Genomic DNA, 19,632 nt, shown 5'->3' with positions numbered 1-19,632 from the left:
AACAGTCTGAACGGTGAAATAGTCTGACGGACTCTGGGATATTGAACCTGAAGAACACCTATCATAAAGAATGGAGCTAAAACATGGCGTGGAATCAGCCCGGTAATAACGGACAAGACCGCGACCCGTGGGGGAGCAGCAGCAATAATGGCGGCAACTCTGGCGGAAATAACAATAAAGGTGGCCGAGATCAGGGGCCGCCGGATCTGGACGACATCTTCCGTAAACTGAGCAAAAAACTCGGCGATCTGGGTGGCGGGAAAGGTTCAGGCTCAAGCAACAGCGGAAACTCTGGCGGCCCAGCACTGGGTGGCCGGATCGTCGGTATCGCTGCCGTCGCTGCGGTTGTCATTTGGGCTGCTACTGGTTTCTATACCATTAAAGAAGCGGAACGCGGTGTCGTCACGCGCTTTGGTGAATTCAGCCACTTGGTTGGTCCGGGTCTTAACTGGAAACCGACCTTCATCGATTCTGTTCGCGCGGTGAACGTTGAGTCGGTGCGTGAACTGGCGACGTCGGGCGTGATGTTGACGTCAGATGAAAACGTCGTGCGCGTTGAAATGAACGTGCAGTATCGTGTCACGCAGCCGGAACAATATCTGTTCAGTGTAACCAATGCTGATGACAGCCTGCGTCAGGCAACTGACAGCGCGCTGCGCGGCGTTATTGGTAAGTACACGATGGACAAAATTTTGACGGAAGGCCGTACCATTGTGCGTACGGATACTCAGCGTGTACTGGAAGAAACTATTCGTCCGTACAACATGGGTATCACGCTGCTGGACGTCAACTTCCAGACCGCGCGTCCGCCGGAAGAAGTTAAAGCCGCGTTTGATGATGCGATTGCCGCACGTGAAAACGAACAGCAATATATTCGTGAAGCTGAAGCCTACGCGAACGAAGTACAGCCGCGTGCTAACGGTCAGGCTCAGCGTATTCTGGAAGAGTCTCGCGCTTATAAAACCCGTACCGTTCTGGAAGCTCAGGGTGAAGTTGCCCGTTTTGCCAGAGTCTTACCGGAATATAAAGCCGCACCGGAAATCACCCGTGAGCGTTTGTATATCGAAACGATGGAACGCGTTCTGAGCCATACCCGTAAAGTTCTGGTCAATGACAAGGGGGGCAACCTGATGGTGCTGCCGTTGGATCAGATGCTGCGTGGACAAGGCGGTGAAAATACGCAAAGCAATAACAGCAGCAGCGCTAACCCACTGCGTTTGCCTAGCAACAGCAGCGGTGCGACGAATAGCAATCAAACGCGCAGCAGTAACAATGGAAATATCATGGATCAGCGCAGAGCAAATGCGCAGCGTGATGACTTCACTCGAGTAGGGAGAGAATAATCGATGCGTAAGCCCTTACTATTTATCCTGATCCTGGTACTGATGGTGGTCTATGCGTCACTGTTTGTGGTGCAGGAAGGCCAGCGTGGCATTGTGATGCGTTTTGGCAAAGTATTGCGTGATGACGACAATAAGCCGCTGATCTATGCACCGGGATTGCAGTTCAAGATTCCGTTTATCGACTCAGTGAAAATGCTGGATGCGCGTATCCAGACCATGGAAAACCAGGCTGACCGCTTTATCACTAAAGAGCAGAAAGACCTGATTGTCGATTCTTACCTCAAATGGCGTATCAGCGATTTCAGCCGCTACTATCTGGCAACGGGCGGTGGTGATATCTCTCAGGCTGAAGTGCTGCTGAAACGTAAATTCAGTGACCGTCTGCGTTCTGAGATTGGTCGTCTGGATGTGAAAGGCATTGTTACCGACTCGCGTGGTCAACTGATGTCTGACGTGCGTGAAGCGCTGAATACCGGTACTGGTGAAACGACCGAAGCCGATAATGCGATTGCTTCTGCTGCTGCGCGTGTTGAGAAAGAGACTACGAGCAACGAACCTCATATCAACCCGAACAGTATGGCTGCGCTGGGTATTGAGGTTATCGATGTGCGAATTAAGCAAATCAACCTGCCAACTGAAGTCTCTGACGCGATTTACCAACGTATGCGTGCAGAGCGTGAAGCGGTAGCACGTCGCCACCGTTCACAAGGTCAGGAAGAGGCTGAAAAGCTGAAAGCGACGGCAGACTATGAAGTCACCCGTACGCTGGCTGAAGCTGAACGTCAGGGACGTATCACCCGTGGTGAAGGGGATGCCGAAGCGGCGAAACTGTTTGCTAACGCATTCAGTGAAGATCCTGACTTCTACGCTTTCGTTCGTAGCCTGCGCGCGTATGAAAACAGCTTCAGTAATAATCAGGACGTGATGGTGCTCAGCCCGGATAGCGACTTCTTCCGCTACATGAAGTCACCGGACAGCATGGTTCCACGCCGCTGATAGTCATTAACTGACGTCTCATCAAGCCCGGGTTCTTTCTCCGGGCTTTTTTTTGCCATTTTCTGGCAGAGATAAATCCAAGAGTTTGGTCCTGTTCGTACTTGAAGCGGGAAAAGGGGTTGTTATGAATTCAACGATTTGGCTGGCGCTCGGGCTGGTTTTGGTGCTCGAAGGATTGGGTCCGCTGCTGTTTCCCCGTCTCTGGCGACGTATGATTTTGGGAATAGCGCAGTTGCCAGATACTATTTTGCGCCGTTTTGGCGGCGGAATAGTTGTTGCAGGGTGCGTGATCTACTACATGTTGCGTAGCCGGATGGGTGGCTAAAATTAAGCGGAAAAATGTGCGCAATCGTGTGCTAAAAGTACTGAAAGCATCCAAATGAGATGGTAGAATCCTTTTTTAAGCAACCTGGTGATTCTTGAAATGGGTAAGAACGTCGTCGTACTGGGCACCCAATGGGGTGACGAAGGTAAAGGCAAGGTCGTTGACCTGCTGACTGAACGGGCTAAATATGTTGTGCGCTATCAGGGTGGACACAACGCTGGCCACACGCTGGTTATCAACGGTGAAAAAACCGTCCTTCATTTAATTCCTTCTGGCATTCTGCGTGAAAATGTTGTCAGCATCATCGGTAACGGTGTTGTGCTGGCACCTGACGCATTGATGAAAGAAATGACGGAGCTTGAAGCGCGTGGCGTCCCGGTACGCGAACGTCTGCTGCTCTCTGAAGCCTGTCCGTTAATCCTGCCTTATCACGTCGCATTGGATAATGCGCGTGAAAAAGCGCGTGGTGCGAAAGCAATTGGTACGACTGGCCGCGGTATCGGCCCGGCGTATGAAGATAAAGTTGCTCGCCGTGGCCTGCGCGTTGGCGATCTGTTTGATAAAGAAACCTTTGCTGTCAAACTGAAAGAGATCGTCGAATACCATAACTTCCAGTTGGTTAACTACTATAAAGCTGATGCCGTCGACTACCAGAAAGTGTTGGACGACGTGTTGGCGATTGCCGATATTCTAACTGGCATGGTCGTTGATGTTTCCGATCTGCTGTACAAAGCGCACCTGCGTGGCGATTTCGTTATGTTTGAAGGCGCGCAGGGTACGCTGCTGGATATCGACCACGGTACTTATCCGTACGTGACCTCTTCAAACACCACTGCGGGCGGCGTTGCTACCGGTTCTGGTCTGGGTCCGCGTTATGTAGACTACGTACTGGGTATCGTTAAAGCTTACTCTACCCGCGTAGGTGCCGGTCCATTCCCGACTGAACTGTTTGAGGAAGTGGGCGAGCATCTGTCTCAGAAAGGTAACGAGTTTGGCGCGACAACGGGTCGTCGTCGTCGTACCGGCTGGCTGGATGCGGTTGCCGTACGTCGTGCAGTACAGATCAACTCGCTGTCTGGTTTCTGCCTGACCAAGCTGGATGTTCTGGACGGTCTGAAAGAAATTAAAATCTGCGTAGGCTATCGTTTGCCGAATGGCAGCGAAGTGGATACCACTCCGCTGGCGGCTGAAGGCTGGGAAGGTCTTCAGCCGATTTACGAAACGATGCCGGGCTGGTCTGAAAGCACGTTTGGCGTGAAAGATCACAGCAAACTGCCGCAGGCTGCGCTGAACTACATCAAACGTATCGAAGAAATCACTGGTGTGCCGATTGATATTATTTCTACCGGCCCAGATCGTAGCGAAACGATGGTGCTGCGCGATCCGTTCGACGCTTGATTTTGCCACCCATTATTAATGGGTGATGCGAAGATGAAAAAGGACGGGATTCCCGTCCTTTTTGCTATCTACTGTTTCGCCGCCGTGATGTAAGCAACGACGGCTTCTATCTGTTATTCCTGAGCTTCTTTCGCCTTCTGCGCTTTTTTCTTCAGGCCATCCAGCAGCTTATTGTGGATGTTGCTGAACCCGCCGTTGCTCATCACCAGAATGTGGTCGCCAGGCTGTGCGGTCTTGACGATGTTTTCTACCAGCGTGTCAATATCCGCGCTCCAGTGAGCGGGTTGTACGCAGGCTTCCGCAACTTCTACGACCTGCCATGGAATATGTGCTGGCTGGAATAAGAAAACTTCATCGGCGCGGCCTAATGACGGTGCCAGTTCGTTTTTGCACATCCCCAATTTCATGGTGTTCGAACGGGGCTCAAGTACGGCCAAAATCCGCGCCGTGCCGCCAACCTTGCTACGTAGCGCCGACAGCGTTGCCAGAATCGCGGTAGGGTGGTGCGCAAAATCGTCATAAACCGTGACGCCATGCTCCGTACCGCGTAACTCCAGACGACGACGTGCATTGATAAATCCACCCAGCGCGCGGCAGGCATCAGCGGGGAGTACGCCAACGTGGTGAACGGCAGCGATGGCCATCAGCCCGTTGTGCATGTTGTGTTCACCCACCAGCTTCCAGTGGACTTCACCGACGAGTTCTTTATTTAGGTAAACCTGATATTGGCTGGCATCGGTCGATACTTTCTGTGCCCGCCATGTGCCTTCTTCGCCGACCAGTTCCTGCTCGCTCCAGCATCCCATTCCCATCACCTGTTTGAGGTTAAGGTCATTGGCTGGCAGGATGATCTTCCCGCTACCCGGCACCAGCCGCACAAGATGATGGAACTGTTTCTGAATAGCTTTCAGATCGTCAAAGATGTCGGCGTGATCAAACTCAAGATTGTTGAGCACCAGCGTTCTTGGGCAGTAATGGACGAATTTAGATCGCTTGTCGAAGAACGCACAGTCATATTCATCGGCCTCGAGCACCATGAATGGGCTGTCACCCAAGCGGGCGGAAACGGTGAAGTTGCCGGGCACGCCACCGATCACGAAGCCCGGCTGATAGCCGCAATCTTCCAGAATCCAGGTGACCATCCCCGCCGTGGTGGTTTTGCCATGTGTACCCGCAACGGCAATCACCCAGCGATCGCGCAGCACATAATCATGCAGCCACTGTGGGCCGGAAACATAAGGTAAACCCTGTTCCAGTACGGCTTCGACGCACGGGTTTCCGCGCGTCATCGCATTACCGATGATGACCAAATCAGGCGCGGGGCTAAGCTGTGCCGGATCGTATCCCTGAATCAGCGTGATTCCCTGTTCTTCAAGTAAGGTACTCATGGGGGGATAAACATTTGCATCTGAGCCCGTGACGTCATGCCCCAGTGAACGAGCAAGCAGGGCAAGGCCACCCATAAAGGTGCCGCAGATACCTAAAATATGAATACGCATACATTTTCCATCTTCACAGTGAGTCTGCGTCACATTCTAACGCTATGAATCCGCCATAAGAAATGGATTTGACTAGGTACTCACTTTCTCTTTGGGCTACACTGCATGCGCAAACGTTGGCGGTGCAGAAATGAAACCGCTTTTCATCCGTAGATTCTGGAATAGTGTTATGAAAACGTTAGGCGAATTTATCGTCGAAAAACAGCACGATTTCTCTCACGCCACAGGTGAGCTTACCGCGCTGCTGTCTGCTATTAAACTGGGTGCCAAGATTATTCACCGTGATATCAATAAAGCGGGTTTGGTTGATATCCTGGGAGCTAGCGGTATTTCTAATGTTCAGGGCGAAGTGCAGATGAAGCTCGATCTGTATGCCAATGAGAAACTGAAAGCGGCATTAAAAGCACGTGGTGAAGTGGCAGGTATCGCCTCCGAAGAAGAAGACGAAATTGTTATCTTTGAAGGTGATAAGGCGGAAAATGCCAAGTATGTTGTTCTGATGGATCCGCTGGACGGCTCGTCGAATATTGATGTAAACGTCTCTGTCGGTACGATTTTCTCTATTTATCGCCGTATTACGCCGCTGGGAACGTCAGTCACGGAAGCGGACTTCTTGCAGCCGGGTAGTCAGCAGGTTGCTGCGGGCTACATCGTTTACGGTTCTTCAACCATGCTGGTGTACACCACGGGTCACGGCGTTCACGCCTTTACCTACGATCCGTCGCTCGGTGTGTTCTGTCTCTCGCATGAAAAAGTTTGCTTCCCGGAAAAAGGGAATATGTATTCCATCAACGAAGGGAACTACATCAAGTTTCCTGTCGGCGTGAAGAAATACATCAAATACTGTCAGGAGCAGGATGAAGAGACGCAGCGTCCTTATACGTCGCGTTACATCGGTTCACTGGTCGCAGATTTCCACCGTAATCTGCTGAAAGGCGGAATTTACCTGTACCCGAGCACCGCGAGCTATCCGAAAGGTAAACTGCGTTTGCTGTATGAATGCAACCCGATGGCGTTTCTGGCGGAGCAGGCAGGCGGCAAAGCCAGCGACGGTAAAAACCGTATTCTGGATATCACGCCAGAGAAACTGCATCAGCGCTCACCGTTCTTTGTAGGAACAGAATCCATGGTTGATGACGTCGAACGTTTCATCCGTGAATTCCCAGACGCCTAATTAACACTAATTAGTCGTTGATATAGTCCCGTGTGGTCGGATTCTCGGCTACACGGGATTGTCTTTTAAAGCTGTGCTTCGAACCAACTCTCCAGAATAATCACCGCAGAAGTCGCGTCAACGCTACCTTTATCCAGCGCTTTAAAGCCACCGCGTTCGAAGAGCTCGGCACGCGCTTCCACCGTACTCAAGCGTTCATCGTGTAACTCAATCGCGACACCAAAACGGCCATGCAGTCGGTTAGCGAACTTCCGCGCCCGTGCCGTCAGCGGTTGTTCGGTGCCATCCATGTTGAGTGGCAGGCCGACGACGACCAGATCGGGCTGCCATTCTGACAACAGCTTTTCCACTTTTTGCCAGTCGGGTATCCCTTCCTGCGCTTTGAACGAGGTCAGTGCGCGCGCCGTACCGGTAATTTCCTGACCGATGGCGACACCGATACTTTTTGTCCCAAAATCAAAGGCAAGAATGGTTCTGCTGGCCATCAGGCATGCCCTGCTTCGGTGGAGATATTATGAATATCGATGCCCAACTTTCTGGCCGCCGCCCGCCAGCGTTCGGCAATCGGCGTATGGAACAGAATCTCTTGATCGGCTGGCGTTGTTAGCCAGGCATTATCCAGCAGTTCCTCTTCCAGTTGACCGTTCTCCCAGGCGGAATAGCCTAAGGCGACCAGCGTATTTTTCGGCTGCTGGGGAGTGCCTAGCGTTTCCAGCACGTCTTTGGACGTGGTGATCATGGTGTCCTCAGAAATACTGATGCTGGAACCAAAGCCGGAGCAGGGCGTATGTAGGATAAAGCCACGGTCATCAGCCAGTGGGCCGCCAATGAAGACGGGCTTATCCAATCGAATGGCAGGATCGCGCGGTGTCGGATCTATTTTTAGCTTTTTCAGCACATTTTCCACGGAAAACTGATCCATCGGTTTGTTGATGATCAGCCCCATGGCTCCGTCTTCATTATGTTCGCAGATATAGACCACCGAACGTTTAAATACAGAGTCCTGTAGTGCTGGCATAGCAATGAGGAAGTGATGCTGTAAATTCATTGTGTATTTTTATCGATATCCGTCAGCGTTGGAGAAACGGCCCGTATTGCGCGGGCCGGGTGGCGTGTCAGGTGTCTCTGGTTTTAGCGGGTACGTGCAGCGAGACGCTTTTCAATAGCGTCCATCAGCATGCCAGTGATGGAAACATCCGGGTAAGCTGCTTCGATTTCACGTACGCAGGTCGGGCTGGTGACGTTAATTTCTGTCAGGCGGTCACCGATGATGTCCAGACCGACGAAAATCAGCCCTTTGGCTTTTAAGGTCGGTGCGACATCACGGGCGATTTTCCAGTCGCTTTCGGTCAGCGGACGCGCTTCGCCGCGCCCACCGGCTGCCAGATTACCGCGTGTCTCACCGCTTTTCGGGATACGCGCCAGGCAGTAAGGAACGGGTTCGCCATCGACCACCAGCACACGCTTGTCGCCGTCTTTAATCGCAGGCAGATAGTTTTGCGCCATGCAGTAGCGGGTCGCGTGTTCGGTCAGCGTTTCGATGATGACCGAGACGTTGGCATCATCCTGCTTCAAACGGAAAATAGACGCGCCGCCCATGCCGTCGAGCGGTTTGAGAATGACGTCGCCATGTTTTTCATGGAACTGACGCAGTTTGTCTGCACGGCGCGTAACGAGCGTATCAGGGGTCAGATGCGGGAACCAGGCGGTGAAAAGCTTCTCATTGCAATCACGCAGGCTCTGCGGCTTGTTGACGATCAGCGTGCCTTTCTCTTCCGCACGTTCCAGAATATAGGTGGCGTAGATGAACTCCGTATCAAACGGCGGATCTTTACGCATCAGCACCACATCCAACTCTTCCAGTGCAATATCCTGCTCGCCGGAGAAATCGTACCAGCCGTCGTAATCGTACTGGACGCTCAGGCGACGCGTTGTTGCGCGCGCGACGCCCGCATGCATATAGAGATCGTTCATCTCCATATAATGCAGTTCCCAACCACGGCGCTGTGCTTCCAGCAGCATGGCAAAGCTGGTGTCTTTCTTGATATTGATGGTGTCAATCGGGTCCATCACGATACCGAGTTTGATCATTCTTTTCTCCTTTACCCCAAATCGCCGAAACGTACCTGTAAGGCGGTCATGGCGGTGAGTGCAGTGGTTTCTGTGCGCAAAACGCGTGGCCCCAACAGGATATCAGTGAATCCGTGTTCTGAGGTCATGGTAATTTCACCGGCGGTGAGCCCGCCCTCAGGGCCGATCAGTAGTCTGACCCGAGCGACCGGCAGTGGTAACGTATTAATACTTTGTGTGGCGCGTGGGTGCAGATTTAGTTTCAATGCATCGTCTTGTTCTGCACACCAGGCTTCCAGCGTCATCGCTGGCCGCACCAATGGCACACAATTGCGGCCGGACTGTTCACAGGCGGCAACCGCAATTTTCTGCCACTGGCTAATTTTTTTCTCCATACGCTCGGCATCCAGTTTGACGCCACAACGTTCAGAAAGCAGGGGGGTAATCACATTGACGCCCAGCTCGATGGATTTCTGAATGGTAAATTCCATCTTCTCGCCGCGCGACATTACCTGTCCCAGATGTAAATGTAGGGGCGATTCTTTATCTTCCAACTTACCTGCTGCGAAGCGAACGCGCACACTCTTTTTGCCAGCCACGATGATTTCTGCATCAAAGACATGATTGCTGCCATCAAACAGCTGCAATGACTGACCCGTCGTCATGCGTAACACGCGACCCACATGATTGGCGGCATCGTCACTCAGTTCGACTTCACCGCCGTTAAGGGGGAGCGTTTCGGGATGAAAAATGCGTGGTACTCGCATACTGGATTCAGACCTTTGAATAAAATAGAGCGGCGCGGAAACGCCAGAAATAGGCAAAACCACCGTCATTTGGCGGTGGTTTTGCTGGAAACAGATTCGCTATAGTAGGTAGAGGAACTAGCGCTGGCAAGCCTGTTGAACGTAGGGATTTGGGTTTCCCTGTTTTGCGGCGATGCGCTGATTGCGGGTACATTCCCACTGGGTGACCGGGTACTGCTTATCCCAGGCTTCGAACAGCTGAGTCTGCTGGCTGGAAAGACGTAACTGATAGCGGTCGCGCATATAGAAATAGGTACGCGCAATCTGGCCGCGAGCGCGAGCGGGCGGTTCTGCCAGATTATTTTTGAAGTCGACCTTCATCTCGCATTGACCATATTGGGATGCACCGCCGTTCCATTGCCCATACATGGCATTACCGCGATCGCCATTTACTTCGCCGATAGCAGGTTGCAGGTTATGCAAATCGGTTTCCATCTCGCGGTAGACAGGGTCGCTGTTACAGTTCTTTCTGCCGCCATCCTGCCAGCACTGGCGCTGGTGGCCGAATTGCCAGGCCGGTACAACGTGCTCCCACTCGATACGGCTGGCACGCTGCTCATTTTTCCTCACCTGATAGCCACAGGACTCAAGGTCGGGCGTGCCTTTCTTGCCCTGCCACGTAATCTTGCAGCCACAGTAGAACGAACCCGGCGCATCGCGATTAATGTCGACAGCAGCGGCCTTTGCCTGCGAAAAATTATTGATGTTTTGACCCAGCGCGGTGGCCGAAAACAGACCCGCGCCTACGGCGGCGATAGCGAGAATTTTGCGTAGCATATTCCAAATAATCCACAGGCTATAAAGTTGGCAGACTACCGGATGTCTCGTCGGCAGGCAAATGCAAAAGCAGTTTTTAAAACTGGAAATTCCCTTTTAAATAGAACTTTTTACATCATGACGTAAGGTTTTTCCGCAACGACGACAGCGATATTCTGTTTCGCCGCGCAGCACCCGATTGTGCCGGCGGATCGTCAGCTCATGCCGTTGGCAATCACACAGGTAGGTGAAGGTTTTCCCCTGTACGGACTGCACTGCAAACCGATGCGTGCGTTTTGCCGGGACGTGCAGGACGCTTTCCATCATCCAGCGCCATTCCTTGCCATGCGGTGCGACACGGCCAAAACGTGCATAAACCAGCAGATGGGCCAACTCATGGGGAACCACTTCATCGATAAAGGCCTGCTGGTTTTCCTGCAACAAGACGGGGTTCAGCCGAATTTCCCAGTGTTGCAGCCAGGCCGTTCCTGCCGTTGAACCGCGTTGCTGGTAATTGACTGTTGGCTCGGTGTAGTTCGTCTGTAAGGTGAGGTTAGCTTGCTGCAATTTATCACGCAGACAGCGCATCACAGCCTGATGGCTGGCAATGGGGATTCGGGGTGTGTTCATTGCTGTGAGCATAAATTGAGTGGCTGAGAGACGCAATAGGCGAAGCGGGGGGAGGTAGAATGAAAAACGGCGAATTTTCATTCGCCGTTTGGTGTTTATTGAATCGCCAGATTACAGGCCCGCAGCTTCGCGCAGCTCTGCGGCTTTGTCCGTTTTTTCCCACGGGAAATGTTCGCGACCAAAGTGACCATAGGCTGCGGTTTCCTGATAAATCGGATGCAGCAGATCCAGCATCTGGATTAAGCCGTAAGGACGCAGATCGAAGAATTCACGCACCAGCAGCGTCAACTGCTCGGTAGACACTTTCTCTGTGCCGAAGGTTTCGAGCATGATAGACGTGGGTTCTGCCACGCCGATAGCGTAGGACACCTGAATTTCGCAGCGATCGGCCAGGCCAGCCGCGACGATATTCTTGGCGACATAGCGGGCAGCATAGGCAGCAGAACGGTCTACTTTAGACGGATCCTTACCGGAGAACGCACCGCCGCCGTGACGTGCCGCGCCGCCGTAGGTATCAACGATGATTTTACGGCCAGTCAAACCGCAGTCACCCATTGGACCGCCGATAACAAAGCGTCCGGTTGGGTTGATGAAATATTTGGTATTGGCAGACAGCCATTCTGCAGGCAGAACCGGTTTGATGATCTCTTCCATCACCGCTTCATGCAGATCTTTCTGGCTGATGTCTTCTGAATGCTGGGTAGACAGTACCACGGCATCGATGCCGGCAATCTTGCCATCGTCGTACAGGAACGTAACCTGGCTTTTTGCATCCGGGCGGAGCCACGGCAGAGAACCGCTCTTGCGGACTTCTGACTGGCGCTGAACCAGACGGTGTGCATAAGTCACAGGTGCGGGCATCAGGACGTCGGTTTCGTTAGTTGCGTAACCGAACATCAGACCCTGATCGCCTGCGCCTTGTTCCAGCGGATCGCGGCGATCAACGCCCTGATTGATATCAGGAGACTGCTTGCCAATCGCGCTCAGTACGGCGCAAGAGTTAGCATCAAAGCCCATTTCAGAATTGACATAACCGATATCACGCACGGTACGGCGGGTAATTTCTTCGATGTCGACCCAGGCGCTGGTGGTAATTTCACCACCGACTAACACCATGCCGGTCTTTACATAAGTCTCACAAGCGACACGCGCTTTTGGGTCTTGCTCCAGAATGGCGTCGAGAACCGCATCAGAAATCTGGTCAGCAATTTTATCAGGATGTCCTTCAGAGACTGACTCGGACGTAAAAAGGTGTTTAGCCATGAGTTTCTTTACCTTCAAATCAAAGCCGTTAAGCAGTGTATCAGTTAATCGGTATAGACGGATTAACATCTGGATGGCTATTCTAGGTCACCTTGTGGTCTCAGTGCCAGTAGTTTTTCGCATTAGCGCGCCATCGTCCTTTTATCATCGGCCGTTTTTTCTTTTACAAGAGATGACTAGCGGTAATTTTCATTTTGCTTTTCCAGCAGCATGTAGGTATAAACGGCGAGCGGTGATGCAACCCGCGACATCTTGAATTTTTTATTGATAGCTGACCGCATAGCCTGCGGCGCACGTGGAGGTGGTAGGATTAATGATCCGTTGTTTACTGAGTATATTGCGTTCGCAATATGTCCCTTTTGACGCTACCGCGTCCGCGACTCAACCCTTCTTTTCCGTTTCTCGACGTAGCCTGTCTTTAAATTCGACACAGGACTCCAGGGCTGGTTAACCTGCCTGTTATTCTTTCTGCCAGAAGCGTTTAGCGTCTTTCTGGTCACGTTCGCCCGGTGATTTTCACAACGAGTTTTATCGACCCGTAACACGGAGCCTGACAACGTGTTTTACACTAATAAGAGTAATAAAGTGACGGCATACTTCACTACGCCGGTTTTTTCACTGTCGATGCCGCATGTTGCAGGTATGCTCATGTGGGCTGTTTATTCAGGTACTGATGTGATCAGCAGTCTAGAAAAAGAAGAGGTTCGTTATGTCTGACGACATGATTCATCACGGCTCGTCAGCGACGGGTAAACATGAAAATTTGCGCTCTATGCAGGAGGTTGCCATGAATGACCGTAATGCCAGCGAAATGCTTCGTACTTACAATATTGCCTGGTGGGGCAATAATTACTATGACGTCAATGAACTCGGCCACATTAGCGTGTGCCCGGATCCTGACGTACCAGAAGCTCGCGTCGATCTGGCCAGATTGGTCAAAGATATGCAGAAAGATAACCATCAGCGCCTTCCTGCGCTGTTCTGCTTTCCGCAAATCCTTCAGCATCGCCTGCGTTCTATTAACGCTGCGTTTAAACAGGCTCGCGAGTCATTTGGCTATGAAGGCGGGTATTTTCTGGTTTATCCGATCAAGGTTAACCAGCATCGTCGCGTCATTGAGTCACTGGCTAATTCCGGTGAACCGTTGGGTCTGGAAGCCGGTTCAAAAGCGGAGCTGATGGCGGTACTGGGCCACGCAGGTATGACCCGCACGGTGATTGTGTGTAACGGCTACAAAGACCGTGAATACATCCGTCTGGCACTCATCGGCGAAAAGCTGGGCCACAAGGTTTATCTGGTCATCGAGAAGATGTCCGAAATCCGGCTGGTGCTGGAAGAAGCCGAGCGCTTGAATGTGGTACCACGCCTTGGCGTCCGTGCGCGTCTGGCTTCTCAGGGGTCGGGCAAGTGGCAATCCAGCGGCGGTGAAAAATCCAAGTTTGGTCTGGCGGCGGTTCAGGTGCTGCAACTGGTTGAGATGCTGCGTGAAGCGGGGCGCTTGGATAGCCTGCAACTGCTGCATTTCCATCTGGGATCGCAGTTGGCGAATATCCGTGATATCGCGACGGGCGTGCGTGAATCCGCACGCTTCTACGTTGAACTGCATAAGCTGGGCGTAAATATCCAGTGCTTCGACGTCGGTGGCGGGTTGGGCGTGGATTATGAAGGAACGCGCTCTCAGTCCGATTGTTCAGTGAACTATGGCCTGAACGAATACGCCAACAACGTGATTTGGGGCATCGGTGATGCCTGTAACGAACATGGGTTGCCGCATCCGACAGTTATCACCGAGTCTGGCCGTGCGGTAACCGCGCACCATACCGTGTTGGTTTCCAATATCATCGGTGTTGAACGCAACGAGTTCAGTGACCCGACTGAGCCGGAAGAAGGCGATCCGCGTGCGCTGGAGAGCCTGTGGTCAACCTGGAAAGAAATCAAGCAGCCGGGGAAACGCCGCTCGCTGCGTGAATGGCTGCACGACAGCCAGATGGACTTGCACGATGTGCATACCCAATACACGCACGGCATGTTGGATCTGACGCAGCGCGCGAAAGCAGAGCAGCTTTATCTGAGCATCTGTCAGATGATTCAGGAACAGCTGGATCCGAGCAACCGTGCGCATCGGCCGGTAATTGATGAATTACAGGAGCGGATGGCTGACAAGCTGTATGTCAACTTCTCGCTGTTCCAATCCATGCCGGATGCATGGGGGATCGATCAGTTGTTCCCGGTCATGCCGTTGGAAGGGCTAAATAAGCCACCTGAGCGCCGTGCTGTCGTGCTCGACATCACCTGTGATTCCGATGGTACGATCGATCATTATGTCGATGGTGACGGGATCGCGACGACGATGCCAATGCCGCCTTACGATCCAGAAAATCCGCCGCTGTTGGGCTTCTTTATGGTCGGTGCCTATCAGGAAATTCTGGGGAATATGCATAACCTGTTTGGCGATACATCGACCGTTGACGTGTTTGTCTTTCAGGATGGCACCGTTGAGATTGAAGAATCTGACGAAGGGAATACGGTTGCTGACATGCTGGAATATGTGCAGCTTGACCCCAAAGTGCTGATGACCCGTTTCCGCGATCAGGTGAAAGAAACCGATCTGGATACCGAACTTCAGGCGCAGTTCCTGGAGGAGTTTGAAAGCGGGCTGTACGGCTATACTTATTTGGAAGATGAAGAATAAGTGTGACTGACTGAGTAAAAAGGGATGCGAGTGAGCATCCCTTTTTTTTCGGCTATCGCTTAGATAAGCGAATTACTGATATTGATATCGGCTGCTGGTTTTGGAAGGGAATCAAATTCTTCAATGACGCTGTCTTTGAAGATAATTTTAGCAATAAGCAGTAAAGAGTTTTTATCCTGAACGCCATATTTATTCAGTAATCGTGATTTGCTGTTCAGTACGGACTTCTTATTTAATCCGATGATGTCGGCAATCGCTTCCGCTGTGTAGCCCGCACACCAATGCTGGAATACGGCATATTCAGATTTTGACAGTCTGACGGGACTGAATAAACGGCGGTCGTGAAGGTGGACGAAATCGAGTAATTTATAAAAAGAATCGATGGCTGCTGACTTTGAAATAAGAATCGTTTTTTCGTCAATGCACACGGGAGGGTGATTGGGGGAATTATTGATGATCACGAATGACGACGCCATATTATAAAAGTGGGTTCTTATCGACTCGTAGTATTCCTCAAAGCCCTCGCTGCTACCGTCAATGATGAAAATACATTTCTTCTTTCCTTGCTGCAGCGTAAACCTGTTGACGGGTTTTATCGAGAGCATAGGGATACTGGATAGGATTTCCCGTAATCCTACCGTGGTAAAATTGCATTTACTGAAAATTCTCACATCCATGATTTTTAACACATATGAGTTTATTGTCTGAAAGTGGCCATAAACCAATAATCGCTGCTGATGTTATCCAGTTATTAAGAAATCGCGATCCTGAAATGCCTTTAAATCGCTAAAAGGTGGAGCCTCTAGAGAAACCTGCGGACGCGACAATAGGTTTTATCATATATCTATATGATCAAACTGGAAAAAATTTTATTGGTTTAACATAGTATGCTTGATTTACTGGTTTATTTCTATCTTTAAATACAGGGGGTTACTCCATCATTCTTGTTTATTGCGACGTATGTCTCCGTGCTAATCATGATTGCCTGTTTTCCGTATGCTGCGCATTCACGGATTGCTGTGCTCGGAATCTGGAAATCTGCCGAGATTCGTTTCTTAAAAAGAGAACGGAAAGTAAATACGATTGAAAATAGCTATCTATTTATATCTATTAATTCTTAAATCCTATCATTGTGAGGATAGAAGCGATTGGAGATAGCGGTTATGCCGCAGCTTACCGTGAATATGATGGGGATGATAGTGGTCGGATGACTAGCGGGCAATTGAGATTTTTTCAATTGCCCCAGTGTGTGCTCTTTGCGAGTAATCAGCGTGTGTGATTATTTCTCGGCAGCGATACGCTCACGAATGTGTTTGGCACGTCCTTCCGATGAAGGATGGGAATCGAACATGCTGCTCTCACGACCGGCATCAAGTTTGGCCAGTTTTTCAAAGCTGCTTGCCAGACCTTCCAGCTTGACGCCACGTTTCTTCAGCAGATCGAAGGAATAGTCATCTGCCTGCGTTTCCTGAGTTTGAGAGAATTGGGAATTAACCAGTTTTTCTCCCAGATCGGCGAGTTGAGACTGTGACAGGGACGCCGCTACGCCACCCGCAGAGCCAATGGCAGTACGTGCAGCCGTCGCCGCATAGGCAACCTGCATGGCTTTACGCGTGTGGCCCAGCGCAACGTGGCCAATTTCGTGGCCGAGAACGCCTTCCACTTCGTTGTCGTTCATCATATCCATCAGGCCGCTGTATACGCGGATGCAGCCGTTAGCCATTGCCCAGGCGTTAACGTCTTTGGTCAGATAAACCTTATAGTTGGCTGGTGTGCCGTTGATGTCATGACCCAATGCATCTGCAATTTTATTCAGGCGCTGTGTGTATTTGCTGTCGGCAGGGGCAATCTTTGCTTCTTTATCCATTTGCTCACAGGACTGATTGCTGAGCGATTTCACATCAGCATCGCTGAGTGTTGCCGCCTGGAAAGCCTGTGCGCCGGATTGCATTAAGGTATTGGTGTTTAAGTTCTGGCAGCCAGTCAGCAAGGTTGCTACACACAGCGCCAGTACAGAAGAACGAATTGCCATAAAATCATCTCCCTACGATAGTGTTTGTTTTTTAATACGAAAGAAAATCGGCTATAACCTACCCGAAAACCGCGTGGAGAAATAGATCGGAAAATCTGATTTGTATGCTTTCCGATATCACCGTTGGCGATGAACTTTATTTTTTGTGCGTTCCAAAAAGGTGCGATGAATAAAGGCAAACCCACTAGAAAACATGGCGTATGGCGCTGTAATCAACTGCATAATTGGTAAAAGAACCGCCATTGATTCGTCAGCCGATAAATCCCTGTTTTTTGCTCACGGTTCCATGTGCATTCCCTCTGCTTTTCATGTACATTTGTAATCATATTTATTTTGTCACTCTTGTTTAAATTGTTGTTTTTTATCGATTATTCAAGAAGGGCAGTCGTTCAATCCGATCTGGAGTCAAGCATGTCCTCTCGTAAAGAACTTGCCAATGCTATCCGTGCGCTGAGCATGGATGGGGTGCAGAAAGCCAAATCCGGTCACCCTGGTGCACCGATGGGCATGGCCGATATCGCCGAAGTGCTGTGGCGCGATTATCTTAACCATAATCCGACCAACCCTAACTGGGCTAACCGTGATCGCTTCGTGCTGTCCAACGGCCACGCGTCCATGCTGATTTACAGCCTGCTGCATCTCTCCGGCTACGATCTGCCGATTGAAGAACTGAAAAACTTCCGTCAACTGCATTCCAAAACGCCAGGCCACCCTGAATACGGCTATACCGCCGGTGTTGAAACCACCACCGGCCCGCTGGGTCAGGGCGTTGCCAACGCAGTAGGTATGGCGATTGCCGAGCGCACGCTGGCAGCGCAGTTCAACCGTCCGGGCCACGAGATTGTCGACCATCACACCTACGCTTTCCTGGGCGACGGCTGCATGATGGAAGGGATTTCTCACGAAGTCTGCTCGCTGGCAGGTACCATGAAGCTCGGCAAACTGACCGCGTTTTATGATGACAACGGCATCTCCATCGACGGTCACGTTGAAGGCTGGTTTACCGACGATACCGCGGCCCGCTTTGAAGCCTACGGCTGGCACGTTGTGCGCGGCGTGGACGGTCACGATGCGGACGCTATCAAGCGCGCTATCGGTGAAGCACAACTGGTGACCGACAAGCCGTCGCTGCTGATGTGCAAAACCGTGATTGGCTTCGGTTCACCGAACAAGGCCGGTACGCATGATTCCCACGGTGCACCGCTGGGTGATGCAGAAGTGGCGGCTTCCCGCGAACAGCTGGGCTGGGCGCACGCGCCGTTTGATATCCCCGCCGACATTTATGCCGCATGGGATGCCAAACCGGCCGGTCAGCGTAAGGAAGCCGCGTGGGATGAGGCGTTTGCCGCCTACGCCAGCGCGTACCCTGAACTGGCTGCCGAGTTCAAACGCCGCACCGGCGGTGAATTGCCAGCCAACTGGCAGGCTGACGCACAGAAATTTATCGACGATTTGCAGGCGAATCCGGCGAAAATCGCCAGCCGCAAAGCGTCACAGAACGCGTTGGAAGCTTACGGCAAACTGCTGCCGGAATTCCTGGGCGGCTCCGCTGACCTGGCGCCGAGCAACCTGACCATCTGGTCTGGTTCTGTTTCACTGGATAAAGACCACGCGGGTAACTACATCCACTACGGCGTGCGTGAATTCGGTATGACGGCGATTGCCAACGGGATTGCGCTGCACGGTGGTTTTGTACCGTACACCGCGACCTTCCTGATGTTCGTGGAATACGCGCGTAATGCCGTGCGTATGGCCGCGCTGATGAAAATCCGCAGCATCTACGTTTACACCCACGACTCCATCGGTCTGGGCGAAGACGGCCCGACTCACCAGCCGGTTGAACAGCTGGCCAGCCTGCGCGTCACGCCGAACATGAGCAACTGGCGTCCGGCAGACCAGGTGGAAACAGCGGTGGCGTGGAAATACGCCATTGAGCGTCAGGATGGCCCGACGTCGCTGATCCTGTCTCGTCAGAATCTGGCACAGCAGTCACGTACCGCTGAACAGTTGGCGAACGTGGCGAAAGGTGGCTACGTGCTGAAAGACAGCGAAGGTCAACCTGAGCTGATCCTGATTGCGACGGGTTCTGAAGTTGAACTGGCTGTCGGCGCGTATGACAAACTGACTGCTGCAGGCCGTAAGGTACGCGTCGTGTCGATGCCGTCTACGGATGCGTTCGACAAGCAGGATGCGGCCTATCGTGAAGCGGTGCTGCCAAAAGCGGTATCGGCACGCGTCGCGATTGAAGCGGGTATTGCGGACTACTGGTTCAAGTACGTCGGCCTGAACGGCGCGATTGTCGGCATGACGAGCTTCGGCGAATCGGCTCCGGCTGAGCTGCTGTTCGAAGAGTTCGGCTTCACCGTCGATAACGTCGTTGAAAAAGCGCAGGCGCTGCTGAAGTAATCACGCCGCGTTAATCTCGATATGAGAAGCCGTCAGCTAGCGCTGGCGGCTTTTTTTCATCTTTAATTTAACCCACCTCTCAATGCGCGTTGTCTGCCCTTCGATCGCGGTTTTTTCATTTTTATGACGCAGGTCACTCTTCTTGTGTGTGCCAGACGAGAATATTTCTTTTATGCATTAATTCGTTTATGCTAGCTGAAGCGTTTCAGTTGTTGTGCTGACGGCGTTTCTCCAGGGGTTCT

The 19,632-nt window shown here is 51.8% G+C and carries 18 protein-coding genes; 8 read left to right on the top strand and 10 right to left on the bottom strand.

Annotation, left to right across the window (positions count from 1 at the left end; translation table 11 throughout):
- The first annotated feature begins 83 nt into the window (after positions 1-83).
- From hflK to NXT09_RS08245, 4 genes are all read left to right on the top strand, one after another.
- Positions 84-1,343: an FtsH protease activity modulator HflK gene (gene hflK, locus NXT09_RS08260; protein WP_039545809.1), complete on the top strand. Its 1,260-nt coding sequence runs from the start codon at positions 84-86 to the stop codon at positions 1,341-1,343.
- 3 nt (positions 1,344-1,346) lie between these two features.
- A complete protein-coding gene (gene hflC / locus NXT09_RS08255; protein ID WP_039545807.1) occupies positions 1,347-2,339 on the top strand; it encodes a protease modulator HflC in 993 nt (330 codons plus the stop codon).
- A 124-nt stretch (positions 2,340-2,463) separates the two neighbouring features.
- Entirely contained in the window at positions 2,464-2,664 is a 201-nt protein-coding gene (locus tag NXT09_RS08250) for a DUF2065 domain-containing protein (protein ID WP_010285804.1), read from the top strand.
- Between the two features lie 99 nt (positions 2,665-2,763).
- Positions 2,764-4,062, top strand: coding sequence for an adenylosuccinate synthase (locus NXT09_RS08245; RefSeq protein WP_268579379.1), 1,299 nt, complete (start codon positions 2,764-2,766; stop codon positions 4,060-4,062).
- Positions 4,063-4,175: 113 nt separating this feature from the next.
- Here the strand turns inward: NXT09_RS08245 and mpl are convergent, their stop codons facing one another.
- Complete coding sequence (gene mpl / locus NXT09_RS08240) at positions 4,176-5,561, bottom strand: UDP-N-acetylmuramate:L-alanyl-gamma-D-glutamyl-meso-diaminopimelate ligase (protein ID WP_268579378.1); 1,386 nt, start codon at positions 5,559-5,561, stop codon at positions 4,176-4,178.
- 169 nt (positions 5,562-5,730) lie between these two features.
- Between mpl and fbp the strand changes: the two genes are divergently transcribed.
- The gene (gene fbp / locus NXT09_RS08235) at positions 5,731-6,735 is read left to right on the top strand and encodes a class 1 fructose-bisphosphatase (protein WP_010285800.1); all 1,005 of its coding nucleotides are present in this window, start codon (positions 5,731-5,733) and stop codon (positions 6,733-6,735) included.
- A 65-nt stretch (positions 6,736-6,800) separates the two neighbouring features.
- Here the strand turns inward: fbp and ruvX are convergent, their stop codons facing one another.
- The 7 genes from ruvX to metK all read right to left on the bottom strand — a co-directional run bounded on the left by ruvX (position 6,801) and on the right by metK (position 12,260).
- Complete coding sequence (gene ruvX, locus NXT09_RS08230) at positions 6,801-7,220, bottom strand: Holliday junction resolvase RuvX (RefSeq protein WP_268579377.1); 420 nt, start codon at positions 7,218-7,220, stop codon at positions 6,801-6,803.
- The gene (locus tag NXT09_RS08225; protein ID WP_205554950.1) at positions 7,220-7,783 is read right to left on the bottom strand and encodes a YqgE/AlgH family protein; all 564 of its coding nucleotides are present in this window, start codon (positions 7,781-7,783) and stop codon (positions 7,220-7,222) included. Before NXT09_RS08225 ends, ruvX begins: the two co-directional genes overlap by 1 nt.
- 83 nt (positions 7,784-7,866) lie before the next feature.
- Entirely contained in the window at positions 7,867-8,826 is a 960-nt protein-coding gene (gene gshB / locus NXT09_RS08220; RefSeq protein ID WP_010285797.1) for a glutathione synthase, read from the bottom strand.
- A gap of 11 nt (positions 8,827-8,837) precedes the next feature.
- Positions 8,838-9,572 carry a 16S rRNA (uracil(1498)-N(3))-methyltransferase gene (rsmE, locus tag NXT09_RS08215; RefSeq protein ID WP_268579376.1) on the bottom strand — a complete coding sequence of 245 codons (735 nt, stop codon included), beginning with the start codon at positions 9,570-9,572 and terminating at the stop codon, positions 8,838-8,840.
- A 117-nt stretch (positions 9,573-9,689) separates the two neighbouring features.
- Positions 9,690-10,388 (bottom strand): deoxyribonuclease I, encoded by a 699-nt coding sequence (gene endA, locus NXT09_RS08210; protein WP_010285795.1) that lies wholly within the window; start codon positions 10,386-10,388, stop codon positions 9,690-9,692.
- A gap of 96 nt (positions 10,389-10,484) precedes the next feature.
- A complete protein-coding gene (locus NXT09_RS08205) occupies positions 10,485-10,997 on the bottom strand; it encodes a SprT family zinc-dependent metalloprotease (protein WP_268579375.1) in 513 nt (170 codons plus the stop codon).
- A 111-nt stretch (positions 10,998-11,108) separates the two neighbouring features.
- Positions 11,109-12,260: a methionine adenosyltransferase gene (metK, locus tag NXT09_RS08200; RefSeq protein WP_010285793.1), complete on the bottom strand. Its 1,152-nt coding sequence runs from the start codon at positions 12,258-12,260 to the stop codon at positions 11,109-11,111.
- 558 nt (positions 12,261-12,818) lie between these two features.
- Here metK and NXT09_RS08195 point away from each other — a divergent pair.
- Positions 12,819-12,977 carry a hypothetical protein gene (locus tag NXT09_RS08195; protein ID WP_005973095.1) on the top strand — a complete coding sequence of 53 codons (159 nt, stop codon included), beginning with the start codon at positions 12,819-12,821 and terminating at the stop codon, positions 12,975-12,977.
- Positions 12,970-14,952, top strand: a complete 1,983-nt coding sequence (gene speA / locus NXT09_RS08190; protein ID WP_039531128.1) for a biosynthetic arginine decarboxylase — start codon at positions 12,970-12,972, stop codon at positions 14,950-14,952. Before NXT09_RS08195 ends, speA begins: the two co-directional genes overlap by 8 nt.
- Before the next feature lie 59 nt (positions 14,953-15,011).
- On the opposite strand, the gene NXT09_RS08185 is transcribed toward speA, so the two are convergent.
- Both NXT09_RS08185 and loiP read right to left on the bottom strand, forming a co-directional pair.
- Positions 15,012-15,557 carry a helix-turn-helix transcriptional regulator gene (locus tag NXT09_RS08185; protein WP_205555005.1) on the bottom strand — a complete coding sequence of 182 codons (546 nt, stop codon included), beginning with the start codon at positions 15,555-15,557 and terminating at the stop codon, positions 15,012-15,014.
- Between the two features lie 674 nt (positions 15,558-16,231).
- Positions 16,232-16,984 carry a metalloprotease LoiP gene (gene loiP, locus NXT09_RS08180; RefSeq protein WP_039283589.1) on the bottom strand — a complete coding sequence of 251 codons (753 nt, stop codon included), beginning with the start codon at positions 16,982-16,984 and terminating at the stop codon, positions 16,232-16,234.
- 411 nt (positions 16,985-17,395) lie between these two features.
- Between loiP and tkt the strand changes: the two genes are divergently transcribed.
- Entirely contained in the window at positions 17,396-19,390 is a 1,995-nt protein-coding gene (gene tkt / locus NXT09_RS08175; RefSeq protein ID WP_268579374.1) for a transketolase, read from the top strand.
- Positions 19,391-19,632: the final 242 nt, after the last annotated feature.

This window comes from Pectobacterium jejuense (assembly GCF_026800125.1).
Classification (GTDB): Bacteria; Pseudomonadota; Gammaproteobacteria; order Enterobacterales; family Enterobacteriaceae; genus Pectobacterium; species Pectobacterium jejuense.
The sequence above is the reverse complement of the archived record's forward strand: the minus strand, read 5'-3'. Positions and strand labels throughout refer to the sequence as shown.